This is a genomic window from Prosthecobacter sp. Pr1 (genome assembly GCF_057652315.1).
In genome coordinates, this window is the sequence record NZ_JBYFBS010000001.1 from 15,548 (window position 1) to 34,555 (window position 19,008).

The window sequence follows — 19,008 nt, forward strand, 5'->3', positions numbered from 1 at the left end:
ATGGAATTATTTGAGTTTTGCGAGGGCTTCTTGCGCCAGTTTGCGGGCTTTGAGCTGATGGTATTTGGTGCTGGCGGCTTCGGTAAAATCAGCCTTGGCGGCATCCGTGCTGCCGAGGGCGAGGTGGGCGCGGCCGCGATTGTAGAGGATGTAGGAATCGTCGGGGGTGAGCGGGAGGGCGGCGTTGTAGGCTTCGAGGGCTTCGTCGGCACGACCGAGGAGGAGGAGGGTATCGCCACGACGGTTCAGGGCCTTGGCGGTGAAGGGGATCTTCTTCTCATGATCCGGTGGCAGGCAGTCGCGCAGGGCCTGGAGGATGAGCTCGCAGGTGGTGGCGGCGGATTCGACGGTGGGAGAGGCGGTGGTGGCGTCTTTGAGGTCTTCCTTCACGTGATCCAGCAGCACTTCGATGGGCAGAGCGGCATAGTCGCCGGGGCCTTTGGACTTTGAGATCTGCTGCAATGCCTCGACGCATTCACGGGCCATGCCTGCGGTGGCGAGTTTTGTGACCTCCTTCAAAGTGGGCAGTGCGGGCGGAGTGACTGACCGTGGTGGAGATGGGGGTGATTCTACGGGAGCGGCTGGAGCTGGAAGCGATGCCACCATGGGGGCCGCGGCGGGAGCCTGCCCGGCGAGGAAGATGTCATCGCCAACGAGGCGTGAGTATTCGGCGGGAATCTGTCCGCCATTGGAGCGTTCGAGCACGCCAGCGCGGGTGCGTTTGAAGACCTGCTCGACCGTCAAACCGGGGGTGCGCAGGTTTTTGAGGAGTTCTTCGGTGTAGAGGCCGTTGGTGCCATCGCCATCGAGGGCGGTTTGTCCGGCATCGGTGGCAAAGGCGATGAGTGATCCGGCGGGCGGCTTCATCTCGCTGAGGCCGCCGGGGTTGGTGGCGTCGCGGGTGCGTCCGGTGCGTGCAACGGCCGTGGTGCGGCAGGCATCGAGGATGACGAGGTTGCAGAGTGCGCCGGAGGATTTCATGTCGGCCACGGCCTGCTCGACATTGAAGAGTTTGGTTTCTGCGAGCAGGCGCAGGGTGACATCGTCGGCTCCTTCGGAGGTGTAGCCGGATTTGATGGGGAGCAGGTAGTTTGAGCCTGCCACGGAGATGCCGTGGCCTGCGTAATAAAAGAGGCCGACTTCGGCACCGGTCAGAGTGGTGCGGAATTCCACCACGGCGCGCAGCAGTTGATCGCGGGTGACGTCATGTTTTTCGATCACTGCGAAGCCGAGATCACGCAGGGTTTTGGCCACGGCTTTGGCATCGTTGCCGGTGTTGCGCAGCGGACCCACGGCGGCTTCGTACTTCGCATTGCCAATGACGAGGGCGGTGCGTGCAGGGGGCTTGGCGGGTGCAGCATGCGTTCGCAGGGCGAAGGCGGCCAGCAGCAGGAAGCCAGCGAGGCGGAGGCGGGAGGGCATGGACGCATTCTGCAATCGAGAACGGGCAGGTCAACCTCATGGACAGGCGCAATCGGTTGACCTGGCGTGCAGTTCCCGCATCATCCGCCCGATGAAGTCTGCCCTGCCCGCCCTGATGCTTGTCCTCGTGAGTTGCAACGCCACGTTGAAGCCTGACGCAGCTTCTGCGCCGCTCATTCCCGGAGATCCGTCCGCGCCTTCGCAGGTGACGCCGGATGAGGCGATGGCGATTGCGCAGCGGTTTGCGAATCACACGTGGCGGCCGTTTGCGAGGAACATTCTGCACGGGAAGGACAAGGCGGGCGTGCTCGTCAACACACCGGATGTGACGCACGAACCGCAGCAGGAGCGCAAGGGCTGGTGGGTGCCGGGGGAGATGAACAGCGGGGTGCCGTACAAGTGGGGCGGGTTTGATGATCCGGCTTCGTTTGATCAAGCCATTGCGAATGGCAGCGCGGGCGGTGATGTGTCATCGCCAGAAAAACGGCGTGCTGACAATGCGGCTGTGAGCGCGCAGGCTGCGGGGGTGGATTGCTCGGGATTTGTGTCGCGCTGTCTGAAACTGCCAAGCGTGCATGACACCAGCCGGCTGCCGGCGGTGTGTACGGAACTCGGAAGCGCGCAGGAGTTGCAGCCCGGGGATGTGCTGAACATTCCGCACCGGCATGTGATTCTTTGTGCCGGATGGTATGATCCGCAGCACACCTGGATCTACTACTATGAAACGGGCGGTGCGCCGGACTACTGGAAGCCTGGACTGAAGCAGGCACCGCTGGATGCGCTGCTGGCGCTCGGCTACAAGCCGCTGCGTTACAAGGGCATGGCGCATGAGCTGGTGCCCAGCGGCAAGCAGCCCAAGGAAGTGCTGACGCGGGCGGTGAAGGCGAGCGCGATTGTGGTGAAGAATCCTACGGTGGGAGAGCCGTGATGGATTGTTTGTGGAGTTGACGTTGAGTCAGGCCGCGTGGCAGCATGCGCGCTTTCCCAACCCGTCCATGGAGTCCACCCTTCGTCCCACTCGTACGCGCTATGGCGTGATCGTTTTTGCCGTGATGCTTGGCATCATTCATTACATTGACCGGGTGTGCATTTCGAAGGCGCGGCCGTTCATCCAGCAGGATCTGGGATTTGATGACACGCAGATGGGCTATGTGTTCTCCGCATTCACGCTGGCGTATGCGCTGTTTGAGATTCCGGGTGGATGGCTGGGGGACAAATGGGGGCCGCGACGGGTGCTGCTGCGTGTGGTGATGTTTTGGAGCGTGTTCACTGCGGCGACGGGTTACGCGTGGAATCTGGCGTCGATGATTGTGTGCCGGTTTTTGTTTGGTGCTGGTGAGGCGGGCGGGTTTCCGAACATTGCGAAGATGTTCAGCGTGTGGCTGCCGGAGCGTGAGCATGGAGTGGCGCAGGGCATCACGTGGATGGCGGCGCGCTGGGGCGGGGCCTTCACGCCGCTGCTGGTGGTGTGGGTGCTGGGCTATGTCAGCTGGCGGAACACCTTCGTGCTGTTTGCCGGACTGGGCGTGGTCTGGGCGATCTGTTTTTACGTGTGGTTCCGGGACAATCCGAAGGATCACAAGGGGGTGAATGCGGCGGAGTGTGAACTGCTGGAGGAGGCGCAAAAAAATCTGAGCGGCGGGCACGCATCGATCCCGTGGAAGCGGCTTTTCACGACGAAGTCGGTGCTGCTGCTATGGGTGTATTACTTCTGCATCAGCTACGTGTGGTACTTTTACATCACCTGGATGCCGAAGTACATGGAGCTGGAGCTGAAGATGGACATGAAGGACACGTGGACTTCGATCTTGAACGGTCTGCCGCTGTTCCTTGGAGGGATCGGTTGCTTCATTGGTGGAGTCGTGGCGCGGCGTATGTCGGCCAAGTCTACCAGTTTGAGCCGGGCGCGGCGCACGATCGGCGTGCTGGGCATGCTGGCGGCGGGCGGGATGATCATCCTGGCCACGACCCTGAACAATCCCACGTATGCGATGCTGGCGCTGGGCTTCTCAGGTTTCTTCAATGATCTGTCAATGCCAGGGGCCTGGGGCGCGTGCATGGAGGTGGGCGGCAAGCTTGCGGGATCGGTCTCAGGCAGCATGAACATGATCGGCAATCTTGGCGGTGCGCTGGGTGGCGTGGCTGTGCCGTGGCTGATGAACCTGACGAACCAAAGCTGGGACAAGGTGATGTATGTCGCCGCAGCCACCTACCTGCTTGCGGCACTGTGCTGGATGTTCATCGACAGTGATGAGCGGCTGGAGGAGGGTTAGCATTTTGATGATTTTATCGGCCGTGCCCAAGACACCCTTGGGGCGAGATGAGGGGGCATTCCATGCTGGCGAGGGTTTTTCTTTGTCCCCTCACCCCAGCCCTCTCCCCGGAGTAAAATATTCGTTTTCGTCGTGTCTCAGGGGCGGGGAGAGGGAGAGCGGCTTTGCATGCCTTGAGGGGCAGGCGCGAGATGAATTGAAATGCGCTAACGAAGTGCGCGCGCTCCGCTCTATTTCTTCTCGGTGTCCGATTTGCCGCCTTTGATTTTCAGCAGCTCGTTTTCGATGCGCTTGCGGGCTTTTAAATCGGGGGTCTTGAGGGACTCGGCGCGTTCGAGGTAGCTGAGGGCCTTGGCTTTGTCTCCGAGGGCCTGATGGGTGAGGCCGATGTGTTCGAGGATCTCGGCATCTTCCGGAGTGACGGGCTGCATGAGGGCTTCGGCGCGCTGAAATTCCTTGAGCGCGCCGGGGTAGTTGCCCTTCTTGTAGTGGAACCAGCCGAGGCTGTCGATGTAGGCGGGCTGATCGGGCAGCAGTTCGTTGGCCTTGGTGATGAGTTCGCCTGCTTTGTCGAGATGTGTGCCGGCATCCAGCCACATGTAGCCGAGGAAGTTCATGGTGTTGGCTGCTGCCTTGGCTTCTTCGCGCGGAGTCAGCGTGATGGATTTTTCCAGCATGCGTGAGGCGTCCTCGTAGCGAGCGAGGCGTTCGAGGGTGATGCCGTACTGATAGTAGAACAGGTGGTCCAGAAGCTCGTTCTGAGTGGAGCTGGCGAACTGCTCGGCTTCGGCGAAGTGCTGCACCGACGGGCCCCATTCTTCACGGGCGCGATGGGCGATCGCGAGCTGGTAGTGCACGAGGGGATGGTCGGGAAACAGGCGCACGCTGCGCTGGCCGACACGCACCATGTCATCGAACTTCTGTGTCTGGTAGAGTTCCCAGCCGAGTTTGACGTAGTCGCCGATTTCGCCGCCGCCGTTTTGAATGGCGGCTTGGAGGTGGGCGATGGCCTTTTCGGGCTGCTTGAGTTTGTCGTACTCACTGGCCAGGAGGCGCTGCATTTCGGCGTCCTCCGGTGCTTGTTTGACGACTTGCTCCAGAGTGGTGAGCGCCTTTTCTTTTTGTTCGGAGGCAACGTAGAGGCGGTAGAGCAGTTTGCGGGCGTCGAGATTGTTGTATTCGGCCGCCAGTTTCTCACAGAGCTGCCGGGCACGGTCGGGATCGTTGGTCAGGAGGTATTGACGGGCGACTTCGAGGGTGACCTGCTCGGCTTCGGCTTTGGAGGCCGTTTTGAGGGCATTTTCAAAAAACGGGGCCACGCGCTGGCGGTACTCCGTGGCGAACTCGGCCTGACCGAGCGGCCAGACGCGTTCGGCGGTGTGTCCCGTGGCCAGCCAGTACTGCGGATCGCGGCTGTTCTGATTGGCGGCCTGCGTCATGACGGCGATGGCCTTGTCACGCTCGTTGTGAGTGAGGTGCAGCATGACGGCCGTTTCGTAGACCTCGGCATGCGTGGGAAATTTGGCCAGGGCTTCGGCCACGGCTTTGGATGGGACGTCGTCTTTGACGAACAGGTCCTCCGGGGGGTAGGTGCTGGCGAAGCGCGCGAGATTGAGCAGCGGCGCGGGAGTGCGGGGGCTGGCACGCACGGCATCCTCGAGGATTTTGACGGCGGCTTCGCGGCCTTGGAACTGCATGGCAATCCCGGCTGTATGCGCTGCCAGATCCGAATTGCCCGGGTCAGCTTTGAAAACGGCCAGATAATGATCCAGCGCCTGCCTCAGTTTCCCGGAGGCTTCGAACTGGAGCGCGGCAGTGTAATGCGCCAAGACATCTGCCCTGGAGGCAGATGCTGGAGATAGTTGCAGGTCTGATGTGTCTGCCGCTCTGGCTCCCAAGGACAGGTCCGCTGGTGTTGCAGCATAACCTGAGAGGAGGGAGCCAAAGAAGGCGGCAAGACCCATCGTGAGACAGGGCCGCAGAGCCCTGCCAACCGAGCCGTACCCGGGCATGACAAAGCTTCCTGCGTCTCGATACCATCGAATCGCACTGCGGAGAGGAGCCATGCCGGGAAGGCTAGCGGTTACGACTTGTAGCGCAAACGCTTCTTGTGACGGTTCGCGCGCATGCGCTTCTTGCGCTTGTGCTTGTTGATCTTCGTTTTTCTCCGCTTTTTGAGCGATCCCATGTTCGTGTTCTCCTGTTGTGTTGGCGTTGATCTAGTGGACGACTTTATTTAGAGGGTATTCCACAATACCCTCGGCCCCCAGCGACTTCAGCCGTGGGATGATGACCCGCACGGTGGCTTCGTCGATGACCGTTTCCACGGCCACCCAATCCTGGCTGGCGAGCGTAGAAACGGTGGGCGAGCGCTGGGACGGCAGGCATGCGACCACCTCCTGCAGCTGTTTCGCTGGTACGTTCATTTTGAGACCTACCTTGTGGCGGGCCTCGAGCGCACCTTTGAGCAGCAGCACGAGTGTCTCCATTTTCTGCCGTTTCCATTCATCACGGGCGGCAGGTTTGCTGGAGACAAATTGGGGGTAGCTTTCCATCAGCGTGTCCACGATGCGCAGCTTGTTCGCGCGCAGGGACGAGCCGGTTTCGGTGATGTCCACGATGGCGTCCACCATTTCGGGCACCTTCACTTCCGTGGCACCCCAGCTAAATTCGACCTCGGCTTCGACACCGTGTTTGGCGAGGTATTTCTTGGTCATCTCGACCGCCTCGGTGGCGATGCGCTTGCCCTGCAGGTCCTTGACGGACTGGACAGGGGAATCATCCGGCACGACGAGCACCCAGCGGGTGGGCCAAGAGGTTGCCTTGCTGTAGCGCAGGTCGGTGATGACTTCGACATCCGCGTTGTTTTCCACGATCCAATCGCGGCCAGTGATGCCGCAGTCGAGGAAGCCGTGATCGACATAGCGTCCGATCTCCTGTGCGCGCAGCAGGCGGAGCTCCAGCTCGGAGTCATCCACTGAGGGACGGTAGGAGCGGGAGGAGACGACAATGTTGAACCCCGCACGCTTGAATAATTCAAGCGTCGGCTCCTGCAGGCTGCCTTTGGGCAGTCCCAGGCGGAGGATATTCTTGGGTTCGGACATGGTTGGGGGAAGGGGGCGCGCATCCTAGTGGCATTTTTTCGGCTGGCGAGGGGAAATTTCACGGCAAAGCCTTCCGCCAGTCCAAAGCGGCCTTTTTCAGGCGTTGGGCGGTGTCTTTTTCGGTCTCGGCGAGGTTGGTGGTTTCGCTGGGATCTTTGCCGAGGTGGTAGAGTTCGGTTTGGGTGCCATCGGCGTTGACGAGTAGCTTCCATTCACCTTCGCGGATGGCGACATTGGGAGATTTGGCATCTGGCTCTTTGGGGTAGGGGAAGCCGGTTTTGACTTTGCCTGCCTCGCCGGGTTTGCGGCCGTATTCCCAGAGGAGAGGTTTGTGGCGCACGATTTTTTCCCCGCGCAGGGCGGCGCTCATGTCTTCGCCATCTTGATCGGCTGCGGGAGCTTTGATCTGAGCCAAGGCGCAGAGGGTGGGCATGAAATCGACGCTGCTGAAGACGGTGGTGTCATTCACTGCGCCTGCCGGCACCGTGCCGGGCCAGCGGACTATGAGCGGGGTGCGGATGCCGCCTTCGTAGAGGCTCCATTTCATGCCGCGCAGGCCCTTGGTGCGGGTGTGTTCCAGCGTGGGCTCGGGGCCGTTGTCACCGCAGAGGAGGATGAGGGTGTTCGGGGGCAGTGCGTCGATGAGACGGCCAATCTGGCGATCTGTTTCGACGAGCACGTCGCGGTATTTCGCCGGGAGAGCGCGATCATCCTTTCCCTCGCCGGGGCGATAGGGGGTATGAACGTCATCGAGCCATAAATTGACGAAGCGGGGCTGCGTTGAGTGCTGCTGCATGAACTTCAGCGTCTCATCCACCATCCAGCGTGTGCGTTCATGGCGGGGCACCTGCTGGGGTTCGCGTTTGGTTTCCCAAGGCATCGTCTTCAGGCCGAGTGCTGCGGCGGGCTCCGGACTTTCGTAGGTGCCCAGGCCCACATCGTAGCCATAGGCGGCGAATTTGGGGGCGTCCGTCACATCACGGCCACCGCCGAGATGCCATTTCCCGATGTGGGCGGTGGCGTAGCCTGCTTCATGGAAGGCGCGCGGCAGGGAGGGTGCCTGCGGATCGAGAAAATCTGCCTGCTCGCATTCATGATTGCCTGCACGCGTTTGCAGATAGCTTGTGATGCGCCAGCGTGCCGGGAACTGCCCGGTGACCATGGCACAACGTGACGCTGAGCAGATGGGGGAGGCCACGTGGAACTGCCGGAACTGCATTCCTTCTCTGGCCAGCCGGTCCATATGAGGTGTCGGCACCTGCCCGCCAAAGCAGGAGATATCGCCCCAGCCCATGTCATCGACAACGATGCAGAGTACGTTGGGCTTTTCTGCGGCGAAGGCTGGGCTGAGGAAAGCAGTGACGAGCACTGAGAAAAGGAAACAACGCATGATGGGGGATCTAAACGGGGGCCTTGCAGCGCCTTATCCTGCACAATCCACCAGCACCTATCCTGCCCGCACTGGCAAGCCGGAGGCTTGCTCTACGATGAAATCCACATTGACGCCTCCGGTTTGGGGAATACTCTCCCGGCTTCCACAGGACGCATCATCAAATCATGATTCGTCCATATAACCCATACGACCACCATCATGTCCCGTAGCTACATCTTCTCGTCCGAGTCCGTCGGCGAAGGCCATCCTGACAAAGTTTGCGACACCATTTCTGACGCCATCCTCGACGCATGCCTTGCGATCGACCCGAAGAGCCGCGTCGCCTGCGAGACCTTTGCGAAGAGCAACGTGGTCGTCGTCGGTGGTGAGATCACCATCCCGAAGCTGCAGAACAAGAAGCTCGGCACCACCAAGCCGATCGACGAAGTCATCAACGTCGGCAAAGTCATCCGTGACGCTGTGCGCGGCATTGGTTACACCAATGACGACGACGTGTTCCACGCCGACAAGCTTTTCATCAACAACTACCTGACCATCCAGAGCCCGGACATCGCCCAGGGCGTGGACGCCGCTGAAGCCGAAGGCAAGAAGCACGCCGAGCAGGGCGCTGGCGACCAGGGCATCATGTTTGGCTTTGCCTGTGACGACACGCCGGAACTCATGCCTGCGCCGATCATGTATGCTCACCGCCTTGGGCGTGAGCTGACACGCATCCGCAAGGCTGGCAAGCTGGCCAAGTGGCTGCGCCCTGACGCGAAGAGCCAGGTCTCCGTCGAGTATGTGGATGGCAAGCCTACGCGCATCGTGAACGTCGTCATCTCCACGCAGCACGCTGCGGATGTGAGCCACGCCGAGATCGAGAAGTTCTGCATCGAGCAGGTCATCAAGAAGGTGCTGCCGAAGGACATGCTCACGAAGGAGACTGAGTATCTCATCAATCCGACCGGCAAGTTCGTCGTCGGTGGCCCTCAGGGCGACAGCGGCCTGACCGGACGCAAGATCATCGTGGACAGCTACGGCGGCATGGGCCGTCACGGCGGTGGTGCCTTCTCCGGCAAAGACCCGTCCAAAGTGGACCGCAGCGCCGCCTACATGGGCCGCTGGGTTGCCAAGAACGTGGTGGCCTCGGGCCTTGCCACCCGCTGCGAAGTTCAGTTCGCCTACGCCATCGGCCATCCGGAGCCTGTGAGCGTGCACATCGACACCTTTGGCACCGGCACCATCGGTGACGAGAAGATCCTTGCTGCAGTGCTGAAGGTCTTCTCCTTCAAGCCAGCCGACATCGTCAAGCAGCTCAACCTGCTGCGCCCGATCTACTCGAAGAGCACCAACTACGGTCACTTCGGCAAGATCGACGATCCAGATCTTACCTGGGAACTGACCAACAAGGCCGACGCTCTCAAGAAGGCAGCGAAGTAAGCTGACATCAGGCTTTTGCCCAAGCATCAATAAAGACAAAGCCGCGCAGGGAAACTTGCGCGGCTTTTTTCTGCCAGCTAAGTGGAGTCTGTTCGTTAGAGCAGACCCAACCCCGCCCTTGCCCATGTCTGAAATGCGTTTCAATCCCATCACGCTTGACTGGGTTGTCATGGCTCCGGAGCGGGCGCTGAGGCCGGATGATTTTCATCCGCAGGCCGCGTCGCATCTAACGCGGCCGCCGCACCGTGACGACTGCCCTTTCTGCACGGGCAATGAAGCACGGACTCCTGCGGAAATCGCCCGCGTGGCAGCCCCGGATGGTTCCTGGCTGGTGCGTGTGGTGCCCAATAAATATTCTGTCTTTGATGCCAAGCTGGATGTGCAGCGGAAGAAGCATGGGACGTTTCGCTCCATGTCCGCCTCCGGGGTGCATGAGGTGGTGGTGGAACATCCACGGCATGATCTTGACCTCGGAGAGATGGATGCGGCGCATTTGGTGATGGTGCTGCGCATGTATCGGGAACGCTATCAGGTACTGCGCAGCCATCCGATGGTGGAGAGCATCGTTATTTTCAAAAACCAGGGGCAGCGCGCGGGCAGCTCCCTGGAGCATTCGCATTCGCAGATCACGGCGGCACCGGTGCTTTCCTCGCAGGTGTGCATGCGGTTGCAGGAGGCGCGGCGTTTTCACGAACTGGAGGGCGGTTGCTTGTATTGCACGGTGCTGCACGAGGAATTGCTGGCGGAAGAGCGGATCATCGAGGCGGGTGAGGCGTTTGTGGCCTTCATGCCCTATGCGGCACTGTCGCCCTATCACACGTGGGTTTTTCCGCGCAAGCATCAGGCGGCGTTTGATGAGATCAGCGATGCGGACATCGAGGAACTGGCGGGACTGCTGAGCCGCCTGCTGCGCCGACTCAAGGCAGCTGCAGGTGCGCCGGACTATAACTTTACGATTCGTTCCGCGCCCGTGGGAGAAGTGTCCGGCTGCTTCCACTGGTACATTTCCATCGTTGCACGCATCTCGCAGCTTGCGGGCTTTGAACTCGGCAGCGGCACCTACATCAACAGCATGAGGCCCGAGCGCTGCGCCGAGCGTGTGCGCGGCATCGTGCTCTAGCGGGGCACCAGCCAGGTGTGTGCCAGACGGTCATGCAAACCGCGGCCACGTGTGGCGATGGCGGCGAGGACGAGAGCCAGGGACAGAACGGTCATGCCGATCAAACCGATGACTCGGATCACGTCTTGATCACCGGCCATCTGCATCAGTGGAGCGTCGAACATGATCACCAAGGGCAGCAGCAGTATGGGTGACCAGGCGATGAGGCTGCGCCACAGCATGCGCAGGCGGGTGGCATCAGTGCCGTCATCTTTGACCACTGCGATGCTGAGGATGCGCATCATCAGGCCGCCGCGAAAAGCGACGGCGCAGAACAGGCTCAAAATGGCGGTGACAAGAAGATACACACCGAGCACGGAAGCGGTGACGAAGTCCATCGTTTGGTGCTTGCCAGCAAAGCCCAGTTCCCTGGCCCGTTCTGCGACACGGGTGTCCAGCAAAGGTTGCAGCAAAGCTTTGGCCTTTTGAAGATCCTCTGGTGTGGGTGGTGGGTGGCCATGAACGATTTTTTCCACACTGGCTCGCACAGGAGGAGGCAGGATGCTGCGCCCGATGGGGGAATCCCACTGCTGCGGATCTCGCACGATGGGGCCGTAAGTGCCGGCGATGTAGGTTTCCATGGCGGCTCTGGCCACGGGTGCCGGAATGTTTTCCAGTCCTGGCTGCTGCTTGTCTTTGAGCATGTCCTCATAGGACATCATGCAGCCACGTATCGCGGAGAAGGCTGGATTTTTGGCGGCCCATCCTTTGTAGAATGACATGCCGAGCGCCATGAAGGCGGTCAGGAACAACGATGGCGCGACCGTGCCAATGAGAAGTGCGAAACGCCGCCAGCGCGAAACTTCCGCAGGCAGCTGCGTCAATGCGCGAAGCTGCACCACGCTGCCATGGAGATCCGTGGCGCTCTTTAGGCTGAGCAGCGTCTGACGGGCCTGGATGGGCAGTGGCACCGGCATGTTGAGTGCCGTGGCTTCCTGCAAAGTCACGATGCGCCCTTGAAGAGCGGCGATGGCGACCTGGTTCAGAAAGATCTGTGGGGTCACTGCACCTTCGCTGGCAACGATGACGCTGCCGGGGGCGGGAAAGTCGAGAAGCTTTGCCCGGCCCTCCGAGGTGATCCAGACATGATCCAGCGTGAGCGTGTCCGGCAGTGAGCCCGTTTGCGTGGAGGCGTACAATTCAGCCGCGAGATCGTGGAGCCAGTGGCGAACGACACGCCAGGGCTGGCGTTTAGCGACAAGGCTCGTCAAAGGGGTGCCGCTGGCGGCTTCGTAGGCGTCCCATGATTCGTGTTCACTGCGTTCTCCCTGCAGCCAGCGAAGGCGGCCCGGGCGTGCGATGTTGCGTTGCACCTGCGACACTTGTGGTGAGCCGGAAGGTGTCTGGCGAATCCAGACTTTGCGCAGCAAACGGGTGTCGTAGCCGAGCAGCACCTCTTCAGTGCCGGTAGCAGACAGAGTGGCGATGACATGAAACGGGCCGATCTTCCGCATGCCGTCCGTTGCTGGGACAGTGTCCTCGGTTTGCGCCATGGCGACACGCGGCTGATACGCCGACTTCTGAATCACCCGTGTGCCGGTCCATAGATCGTGGAGTCCAGCGAAGCCGTTTTGACGACGAGCTGTGACGAAGAACAGAAGGAAAAACAGGATCTGAATGACGATCCACGCATAACTCCAAGCGGTGATCTGAGTGACATCCATCGTGCTGTAGCGGAAGATTTCCACAATGACGAGGGCCTGCAGCAACACCGAGCGCATGAGCGCGCGCGGAATGCCGGGTGCGCTGCGGTTCAGCCTGGCCACGCGCAGGCCCACGAGCGCCTTGCCGATGGAGGCACCCCAGACGCCTTCGCTGATGCCGAAATACAAATGCCGCGCCACGAACATGCCCAGAGTGAGCCAGAAGAAACTCCAGGTGTGAATGAACTTGGGGTTGAGCATATCCATCGGTGAATCCACAAAGAACAGCGGGACGACAAAACTTGCCGCGCTCAGGATGAAATGATCGATCACCGCAGCGGCAAAGCGTAGACCCAGAGTTGCAGGTGTGGGGGCGATGGAGGCATAGGGCAGCAGTGCCTGCTGCAATTCCTGGTAGCTGCCAAAGCGCTCGGTGGCCTGCTTGTTCAAGCAGCGCAACACGATGCGAGCGAGCCCCTGGGGCATGTCCGGCCGGTATTGCAGGGGGGACGGCGCGGCTTTCTCGAGTGAGTTGGCCAGTTGCTGCACCATGTTTCTGCCTTCGAAGGGTGTGCGTCCGGTGAGGAGGTAGAACAATGTCACGCCTACCGAATACATGTCTGAGCGCACGTTCAGCTCCTCGCCGCGCAGTTGCTCCGGCGAGCAAAACGCCGGGGTGCCGAGAAAGGTGCCATCCATCGTCTGCATGGAATCGCCCCGGCCTGCGGTGGAGATCGAGAGGCCGAAGTCGCCGATCTTCACGGTGCCGTCCATGTCCTCGAAGCAGTTCGCCGGTTTGATGTCGCGGTGCAGGATGCCGACGGAATGCGCGGCCTCCAGACCCGCGATGATCTGCAGCACCGCATCCACGGCTGCACCGACTGGCAGGGGGCCGTAGCGCTGAATGCGATCCTGCAAGGTGCCGCCCGCGATGAGCTCCATGGCAATGACCGGCGTATCGTCGATCTCCTCCGTGCCGAAGACATAGACGCTGTTGGGGTGATTGATGGAGGCTGCGAGCCGTCCTTCGCGCAGGAAGCGAGCGCGAGCGTCTGGTGAATCGAGCTGGTGGCTCAGCACCTTCAAGGCCACCCGGCGTCCGCTGGACAGCTGCTCTGCGGCATAGACCGCGCCCATGCCACCGCGACCAAGCTCACGCTCGATGCGGTAGCCGCCAAAGACTTCGCCAATCTGCGGCAGTGCATGGGTTTTCAGCGGGGCCATAAGCATGGTCGCTCCGGGATCTGTGGGCAGCGCGCTGCTGAGCAGGCACGCAGGGCAGAGGGATGCGGGTGCATCGGCAGGCAGGGTGGCGCCGCATTGAGGGCAGGTTTGGGCAGGAGTCATGGTGTGGGAATGGCGGGTTCACTGACTTCCTGAAAGCTTCGGGCAGGCGAGTTACAAAAAACTTCAACTCCGCAGCACCGCCACCAGATGCCGCATCTCGGCATCGACCTCCTCCGGTGAATCCACCGTCTCCGCGATCTCGGCACGCAGCACCTCGCGATAGCTTTGGCGCAGGCGATGAATGGCGACCTTTAGCGCGCCTTCGCTCATGCCGAGCTGCTGCGCGATCTGCCCACGATCGGGGCCTGCGCCGCTGAGCGTGCCTTTGAGCACCTCAAAAGTTTCGGCTTCACCCTTGGCTGCAAATTCAGCGCGAAGTTTTTCCACCGCGCGAGCCAGCAGCTCCATGGCCCAGCGGCGGTCGTAGAGCGTCTCGGCATCGGACTGCTCCGCAGGCTCCAGGGCGTAGCGGGCCTCGGCGTCCAGAGCGTCCCATTCCACCAGCCGCTGTCCGCCGCCACGCTTTTGCGTTTGCGCGCGATGCCAGTCATTGGCGAGGAAGTTTTTCAAGGCACCGAGCAGGTAGGAGCGAAATTTTCCGCGTGCCGGATCGGCGGCGGCATGAGTTTCCAGCAGCGAAAGGAAAAAGGCCTGGGTCAGGTCCTGGGCATCATGCGGAGCATGACCGCGCCTGCGTACAAAGGCATACAGCGGGTACCAGTAGTCCTGGCAGAGGGCGGACATAGCCCGGTGCATCTGCGTGTCATCCCCACCCTGCTGGGCGGCGAGTACGAGGCTCCAGCGGGTGGTGTGAAACTCACGTGCGCCGGGAGCGATGGAGTCGTTCATGCTGATTCATACCACGCCGGACAGGCTCAGCACAAGACGATCACCGATATTTGCCATTTTTTTGAATCCAGAAGAAAGGGGCAGACGCAATAGGAGGCGTGAAAAGTGAAAGCCCTGCGAACAAACCCCAAAAACGGAACCTCCTCTGGCAGATTGCCGTGATGATGAGGCAGTGGTTTGATTCCGACTACCGCCCGCCGGGCTGGGAGGGGGACGACAAGCTGACCGACGGGATCGACTGGCGGCGCTGCCTGCCGTTCATTGTTCTGCATCTGGGGTGTCTGAGCGTGCTGTGGGTGGGATTCAGCTGGGCGGCGCTGGTGGCGGCGCTGCTGCTCTATGCGGTGCGCATGTTTGCCATCACGGCTTTTTACCACCGCTATTTTTCACACCGGAGCTACCGCACCTCACGCGGGATGCAGTTCTTGTTCGCGGTGCTGGGCAACACCTCCTGCCAGCGCGGGGCTTTGTGGTGGGCCTCGGTGCACCGCCACCATCATCAGCATTCGGATGAAGTGCCGGATGCGCATTCACCACGTGTGCGCGGCTTTATCTGGTCTCACATCGGCTGGCTGACCAGCCCCAAGAACTTCCCCACGGACTACAGCCGCATTCGAGATCTGGAGCAGTTTCCCGAACTGGTGTTTCTCAACCGGCATGATCAGATCGTGCCGGTTCTTTATGGGGCGTTCCTCTGGTTCACGGGATGGCTGATGGAACGCTACGCACCCGGACTTGGGACCAACGGTGCGCAGATGTTTGTGTGGGGATTTTTCATCAGCACGGTGATCCTGCTGCATGCGACGTTTTTCATCAATTCGCTGGCCCATGTGTTTGGCTCCAAGCGGTTCAAGACCGATGACGACAGCCGCAACAGCCTTCTGCTGGCGCTGCTGACGCTGGGAGAGGGATGGCATAACAATCATCACCGCTATGCCGGTGCTGCGCGACAGGGATTCTTCTGGTGGGAGATTGATGTGTCCTACTACCTTCTCAAGATGCTTTCGTGGACGGGGCTGATCTGGGATCTCAAGGGAGTGCCGCCCAGCGTGTATCGTGAAGCGGCACAGCTCAAACAATCAGCCCAAAATCCTGGCGTATGAAACGGCCGCGTCTTGCCATCATCGGAACGGGTGTCGCGGGTCTGGGCTGCGCACACTTTCTGCATCCGCATTTTGATCTGACAATCTTTGAGCAGAACGACTACGCGGGTGGGCACACCAATACGGTGACGGTGAACGAAGCGGGGCGCGAGCTGCCGGTGGACACGGGATTCATGGTGTTCAACTACGTGACATATCCGCTACTGAGCCGCCTGTTTAAAGAGCTCGACGTGGCGACGAAGCCGACCTCGATGTCCTTCAGCGTGTCGCATCTGCAAAGCGGCATCGAGTACAATGGCACGTCGCTGAATCATTTGTTTGGGCAACGTCGCAATCTGATCAGTCCACGATTTTGGAAATTCATTCTTCAGATCAATCGCTTCAATGCCGAGGCCGTGGCGGCGCTGAATGAGGCGCGCTTTGCCCGCATGACGCTGCGAGAATACGTGGAGGTGCGAGGTTACGGCAGTGACTTCCTCAATCTCTACATCATCCCAATGGGGTCTGCGGTGTGGTCCACACCGCCGGAGCTGATGCTGGAATTTCCTGCGCTCACGCTGATCCACTTCTGGCACAATCACGGATTCCTCGGACTGAATACGCAGCATCCGTGGCGGACGGTGACGGACGGGGCGCGTTCGTATGTGAAGAAACTGACTGCGCCATTCAAGGATCGTATCCGGCTGGGTGTGCCTGTCGTGAGTGTGGAGCGGGGTGAGAATGGTGTGAAGGTGTTTCCTCGTAATGGCGGCGCTGAGGTCTTCGACAAGGTCATCTTCGCGAGTCATGCGGATCAATCGCTGCGCATGCTGGCGAAGCCGACGGATCTCGAAAGCGAGCTGCTGGGGTGTTTCAAATATCAGCCCAACATTGCCACGCTGCACACGGATGAAAGCTTCATGCCCAAGTCGAAGAAGTGCTGGGCCTCGTGGAACTACCGCATCAAGCCGACGGCAGGTGGCGGCATCGATCCGAGCACGCACTACTGGATGAACAGCCTGCAGGGCGTTTCAGACAAGACGAACTATTTTGTCGCGATCAATGCGGCGGATGAAATCGCCCCGGACAAGGTGCTGAAGCGGATCAATTACGAGCATCCGCTCTTCGATCTGGCGGCGATTGATGCGCAGAAGAGACTGCCTGACCTGAACAGGCTTTCACCAGAACAGAGCACGTATTTCTGCGGCAGTTACTTTCGTCATGGTTTCCATGAGGATGCTTTTGGCTCGGCGGTGGCATTGTGCCGTGACCTTCTTGGAAAGGAGCCGTGGTGATGCCAACCGAATCCGCCATCTATGAATGTGCGGTGATGCACCACCGGCTGCAGCCGAAGGTGCATCGGTTCAACTACAACGTCTTTTACCTTTGGCTGGATCTTGATGCCATCGATCAACTTGCTTCGAAGCTGCGCTGGTTCAGCCGGAATCGCTTCAACCTGTTTTCCTTTTATGACCGGGATCATCTTGATCTCGGTGCAGGGGATGTGAAGGCGAACATCCTGAAGTATCTGGCGGAGAACGAGGTGGATACTGCGCGTATCGCCAGCATTCGTCTGCTCACTTTTCCACGGGTGCTGGGGTACATCTTCAACCCTGTCTGTTTTTATTATGCCTTTGATGCCGCCGGAGAACCGGTGTGTGCGGTGGCGGAGGTGACGAACACTTTCCATGAGCAGAAGCCTTACCTTTTGAAGGAGTGTGACCGTGCGCAGCGCTTCCGCCTCATAACGCCCAAGCATTTCTATGTGTCGCCGTTCTTTGCGCTGGATCTGAGCTTTGACTTCAAGCTGCAGGTGCCGGGTGAAAGGCTGGAGATTCACATCGACGACCGGAAAGAGGATGATCATATGCTGCTCACCTCGCTGACCGGCAGGCAACGACCGCTGACGGATGCCGCGCTGCTTCTCTGTGCGGTGAAGTATCCGCTGCTCACGCTGCGCGTCATTTTTCTCATCCACTGGCATGCGCTGCGGCTGTGGCTGAAGCGCATTCCCTGGCACCGCAAATCAGCCGATGCCGGGCTGCAGCTCGGAGTTCTGCGTCCCCACGAATCCATCGCCCCCTACAAACCATGAACGACACCATCACCTGCGACACCGACATCTCCGTCTCCACACCTGCGACGGCGCAGCCTGGATTTTATGAGCGGCTTTTCATGCTGTCGCTCAAACCCTTCGTTCACGGGGGGCTTCGAATGGTGCACCCCGATGGTCGTGCACATGTACTGGGGGAGCATGGCGCCCCGGTCACGGCCGAGATGCGCATCCGCAGCCGCGATTTTTTCAAGCGCTGCGCCTTGTTCGGCAATGTGGGTTTTGGCGAGGCCTATGTCGATGGTGACTGGGAGACTGACGACATCGCGGCGGTGATCGAGTGGTTCATTTTGAATCTCTCCAAGACCCAGGGATCGCGAAGTTCCTCCGGGAAGGTGGCGTTTGTGAACCTGCTGAACTTTGTCAATCGCGTGCAACATCTGCTGCGGCCCAACAGTGTGAGCACCAGCCGGCGCAACATCGCCGAGCACTATGACCTGGGGAATGAGTTCTACTCGCTGTGGCTTGACGAGACGATGACCTACTCGGCCGCGCGTTTCGAGCATCCTGGGCAGCTGCTGGCGGATGCGCAGTATTCCAAATATGAGGCGCTGTGTCAGAAACTGCAGCTCAAGCCGGGAGACCATGTGCTGGAAATTGGCTGCGGCTGGGGAGGATTCTCATGCCATGCGGCAAAGCATCATGGGTGCCGCATCACTGCTGTGACCATTTCGCAGGAGCAGCTCAAGTATGCCACCGAGCGTGTGGCGCGTGAGGGGCTGGCCGATCAGGTGGAAATTCGCCTGCAGGATTATCGACACATCACCGGTCAGTTCGACAAGATTGCATCCATCGAAATGCTGGAGGCTGTGGGTGACAAGTATCTGGAAACCTACTTCGCCAAGTGCGCTGAAGTGCTGAAGCCTGAGGGGCTGCTGGCCTTCCAGATGATCACGGTGGCGGACTGTCAGCACAAGGATCTGCGCAAGGGGGTGGACTGGATTCAGAAGCACATCTTCCCGGGATCGCTGCTGCTCAGCGTGGGACGCGTCAACGAAGCCATCAACCGCACCAGCGAGCTCTTCATGCACGGTTTGGAAGATCTCGGCGCATCGTATGCCAAGACACTGCGGGTGTGGTTTGAGCGCTTCAATGCCAAACTCGCCGACGTGAAGGCGCTCGGCTTCGACGACCGCTTTGTCCGCAAATGGAACTTCTACCTGCAATACTGCGAGGCTGCTTTTGCTTCGAGGAACATCAGTGTCGTGCAGGCGGTGTACACACGTCCGAATAACGGGGCACTGCATCGCACTTTCTGAACATC

General features: G+C 60.1%; 15 protein-coding genes. 8 read left to right on the forward strand and 7 right to left on the reverse strand.

What is annotated here, in order from left to right:
• Window positions 1-6: 6 nt before the first annotated feature.
• Window positions 7-1,422: a caspase family protein gene (locus tag AC24GY_RS00075; protein ID WP_487679227.1), complete on the reverse strand. Its 1,416-nt coding sequence runs from the start codon at window positions 1,420-1,422 to the stop codon at window positions 7-9.
• 91 nt (window positions 1,423-1,513) lie between these two features.
• On the opposite strand from AC24GY_RS00075, the gene AC24GY_RS00080 reads away from it, so the two are divergent.
• Both AC24GY_RS00080 and AC24GY_RS00085 read left to right on the forward strand, forming a co-directional pair.
• The gene (locus AC24GY_RS00080) at window positions 1,514-2,350 is read left to right on the forward strand and encodes a hypothetical protein (RefSeq protein WP_487679229.1); all 837 of its coding nucleotides are present in this window, start codon (window positions 1,514-1,516) and stop codon (window positions 2,348-2,350) included.
• A 67-nt stretch (window positions 2,351-2,417) separates the two neighbouring features.
• The gene (locus tag AC24GY_RS00085; protein WP_487679231.1) at window positions 2,418-3,695 is read left to right on the forward strand and encodes an MFS transporter; all 1,278 of its coding nucleotides are present in this window, start codon (window positions 2,418-2,420) and stop codon (window positions 3,693-3,695) included.
• A gap of 230 nt (window positions 3,696-3,925) precedes the next feature.
• Here the strand turns inward: AC24GY_RS00085 and AC24GY_RS00090 are convergent, their stop codons facing one another.
• The 4 genes from AC24GY_RS00090 to AC24GY_RS00105 all read right to left on the reverse strand — a co-directional run bounded on the left by AC24GY_RS00090 (window position 3,926) and on the right by AC24GY_RS00105 (window position 8,189).
• A complete protein-coding gene (locus tag AC24GY_RS00090) occupies window positions 3,926-5,524 on the reverse strand; it encodes a tetratricopeptide repeat protein (protein WP_487679233.1) in 1,599 nt (532 codons plus the stop codon).
• A gap of 254 nt (window positions 5,525-5,778) precedes the next feature.
• A complete protein-coding gene (locus tag AC24GY_RS00095; RefSeq protein WP_133796641.1) occupies window positions 5,779-5,883 on the reverse strand; it encodes an AURKAIP1/COX24 domain-containing protein in 105 nt (34 codons plus the stop codon).
• Window positions 5,884-5,914: 31 nt separating this feature from the next.
• Entirely contained in the window at window positions 5,915-6,799 is an 885-nt protein-coding gene (gene hisG, locus AC24GY_RS00100; protein WP_397380217.1) for an ATP phosphoribosyltransferase, read from the reverse strand.
• A gap of 58 nt (window positions 6,800-6,857) precedes the next feature.
• Window positions 6,858-8,189, reverse strand: a complete 1,332-nt coding sequence (locus AC24GY_RS00105; protein ID WP_487679236.1) for a sulfatase-like hydrolase/transferase — start codon at window positions 8,187-8,189, stop codon at window positions 6,858-6,860.
• Between the two features lie 201 nt (window positions 8,190-8,390).
• On the opposite strand from AC24GY_RS00105, the gene metK reads away from it, so the two are divergent.
• Window positions 8,391-9,611 carry a methionine adenosyltransferase gene (metK, locus tag AC24GY_RS00110; protein WP_487679238.1) on the forward strand — a complete coding sequence of 407 codons (1,221 nt, stop codon included), beginning with the start codon at window positions 8,391-8,393 and terminating at the stop codon, window positions 9,609-9,611.
• 124 nt (window positions 9,612-9,735) lie between these two features.
• On the forward strand, window positions 9,736-10,731 hold the full coding sequence (gene galT / locus AC24GY_RS00115; protein ID WP_487679240.1) for a galactose-1-phosphate uridylyltransferase: 996 nt from the start codon (window positions 9,736-9,738) through the stop codon (window positions 10,729-10,731).
• Here galT and AC24GY_RS00120 read toward each other — a convergent pair.
• Both AC24GY_RS00120 and AC24GY_RS00125 read right to left on the reverse strand, forming a co-directional pair.
• A complete protein-coding gene (locus AC24GY_RS00120; protein ID WP_487679242.1) occupies window positions 10,728-13,760 on the reverse strand; it encodes a protein kinase domain-containing protein in 3,033 nt (1,010 codons plus the stop codon). The genes galT and AC24GY_RS00120 overlap by 4 nt on opposite strands.
• 63 nt (window positions 13,761-13,823) lie before the next feature.
• The gene (locus AC24GY_RS00125) at window positions 13,824-14,549 is read right to left on the reverse strand and encodes an RNA polymerase sigma factor (protein WP_487679244.1); all 726 of its coding nucleotides are present in this window, start codon (window positions 14,547-14,549) and stop codon (window positions 13,824-13,826) included.
• A 164-nt stretch (window positions 14,550-14,713) separates the two neighbouring features.
• Between AC24GY_RS00125 and AC24GY_RS00130 the strand changes: the two genes are divergently transcribed.
• Genes AC24GY_RS00130 through AC24GY_RS00145 form a run of 4 tightly spaced genes read left to right on the forward strand, consistent with a single transcriptional unit; the run spans window position 14,714 to window position 19,003 of the window.
• Window positions 14,714-15,652, forward strand: coding sequence for an acyl-CoA desaturase (locus tag AC24GY_RS00130; RefSeq protein ID WP_487680142.1), 939 nt, complete (start codon window positions 14,714-14,716; stop codon window positions 15,650-15,652).
• Window positions 15,649-16,926, forward strand: a complete 1,278-nt coding sequence (locus tag AC24GY_RS00135; protein WP_487679246.1) for an NAD(P)/FAD-dependent oxidoreductase — start codon at window positions 15,649-15,651, stop codon at window positions 16,924-16,926. The genes AC24GY_RS00130 and AC24GY_RS00135 overlap by 4 nt, the downstream gene beginning before the upstream one ends.
• On the forward strand, window positions 16,926-17,726 hold the full coding sequence (locus AC24GY_RS00140; protein WP_487679248.1) for a DUF1365 domain-containing protein: 801 nt from the start codon (window positions 16,926-16,928) through the stop codon (window positions 17,724-17,726). The genes AC24GY_RS00135 and AC24GY_RS00140 overlap by 1 nt, the downstream gene beginning before the upstream one ends.
• A complete protein-coding gene (locus AC24GY_RS00145; RefSeq protein WP_487679250.1) occupies window positions 17,723-19,003 on the forward strand; it encodes a class I SAM-dependent methyltransferase in 1,281 nt (426 codons plus the stop codon). Before AC24GY_RS00140 ends, AC24GY_RS00145 begins: the two co-directional genes overlap by 4 nt.
• The last annotated feature ends 5 nt before the right edge of the window (window positions 19,004-19,008 follow it).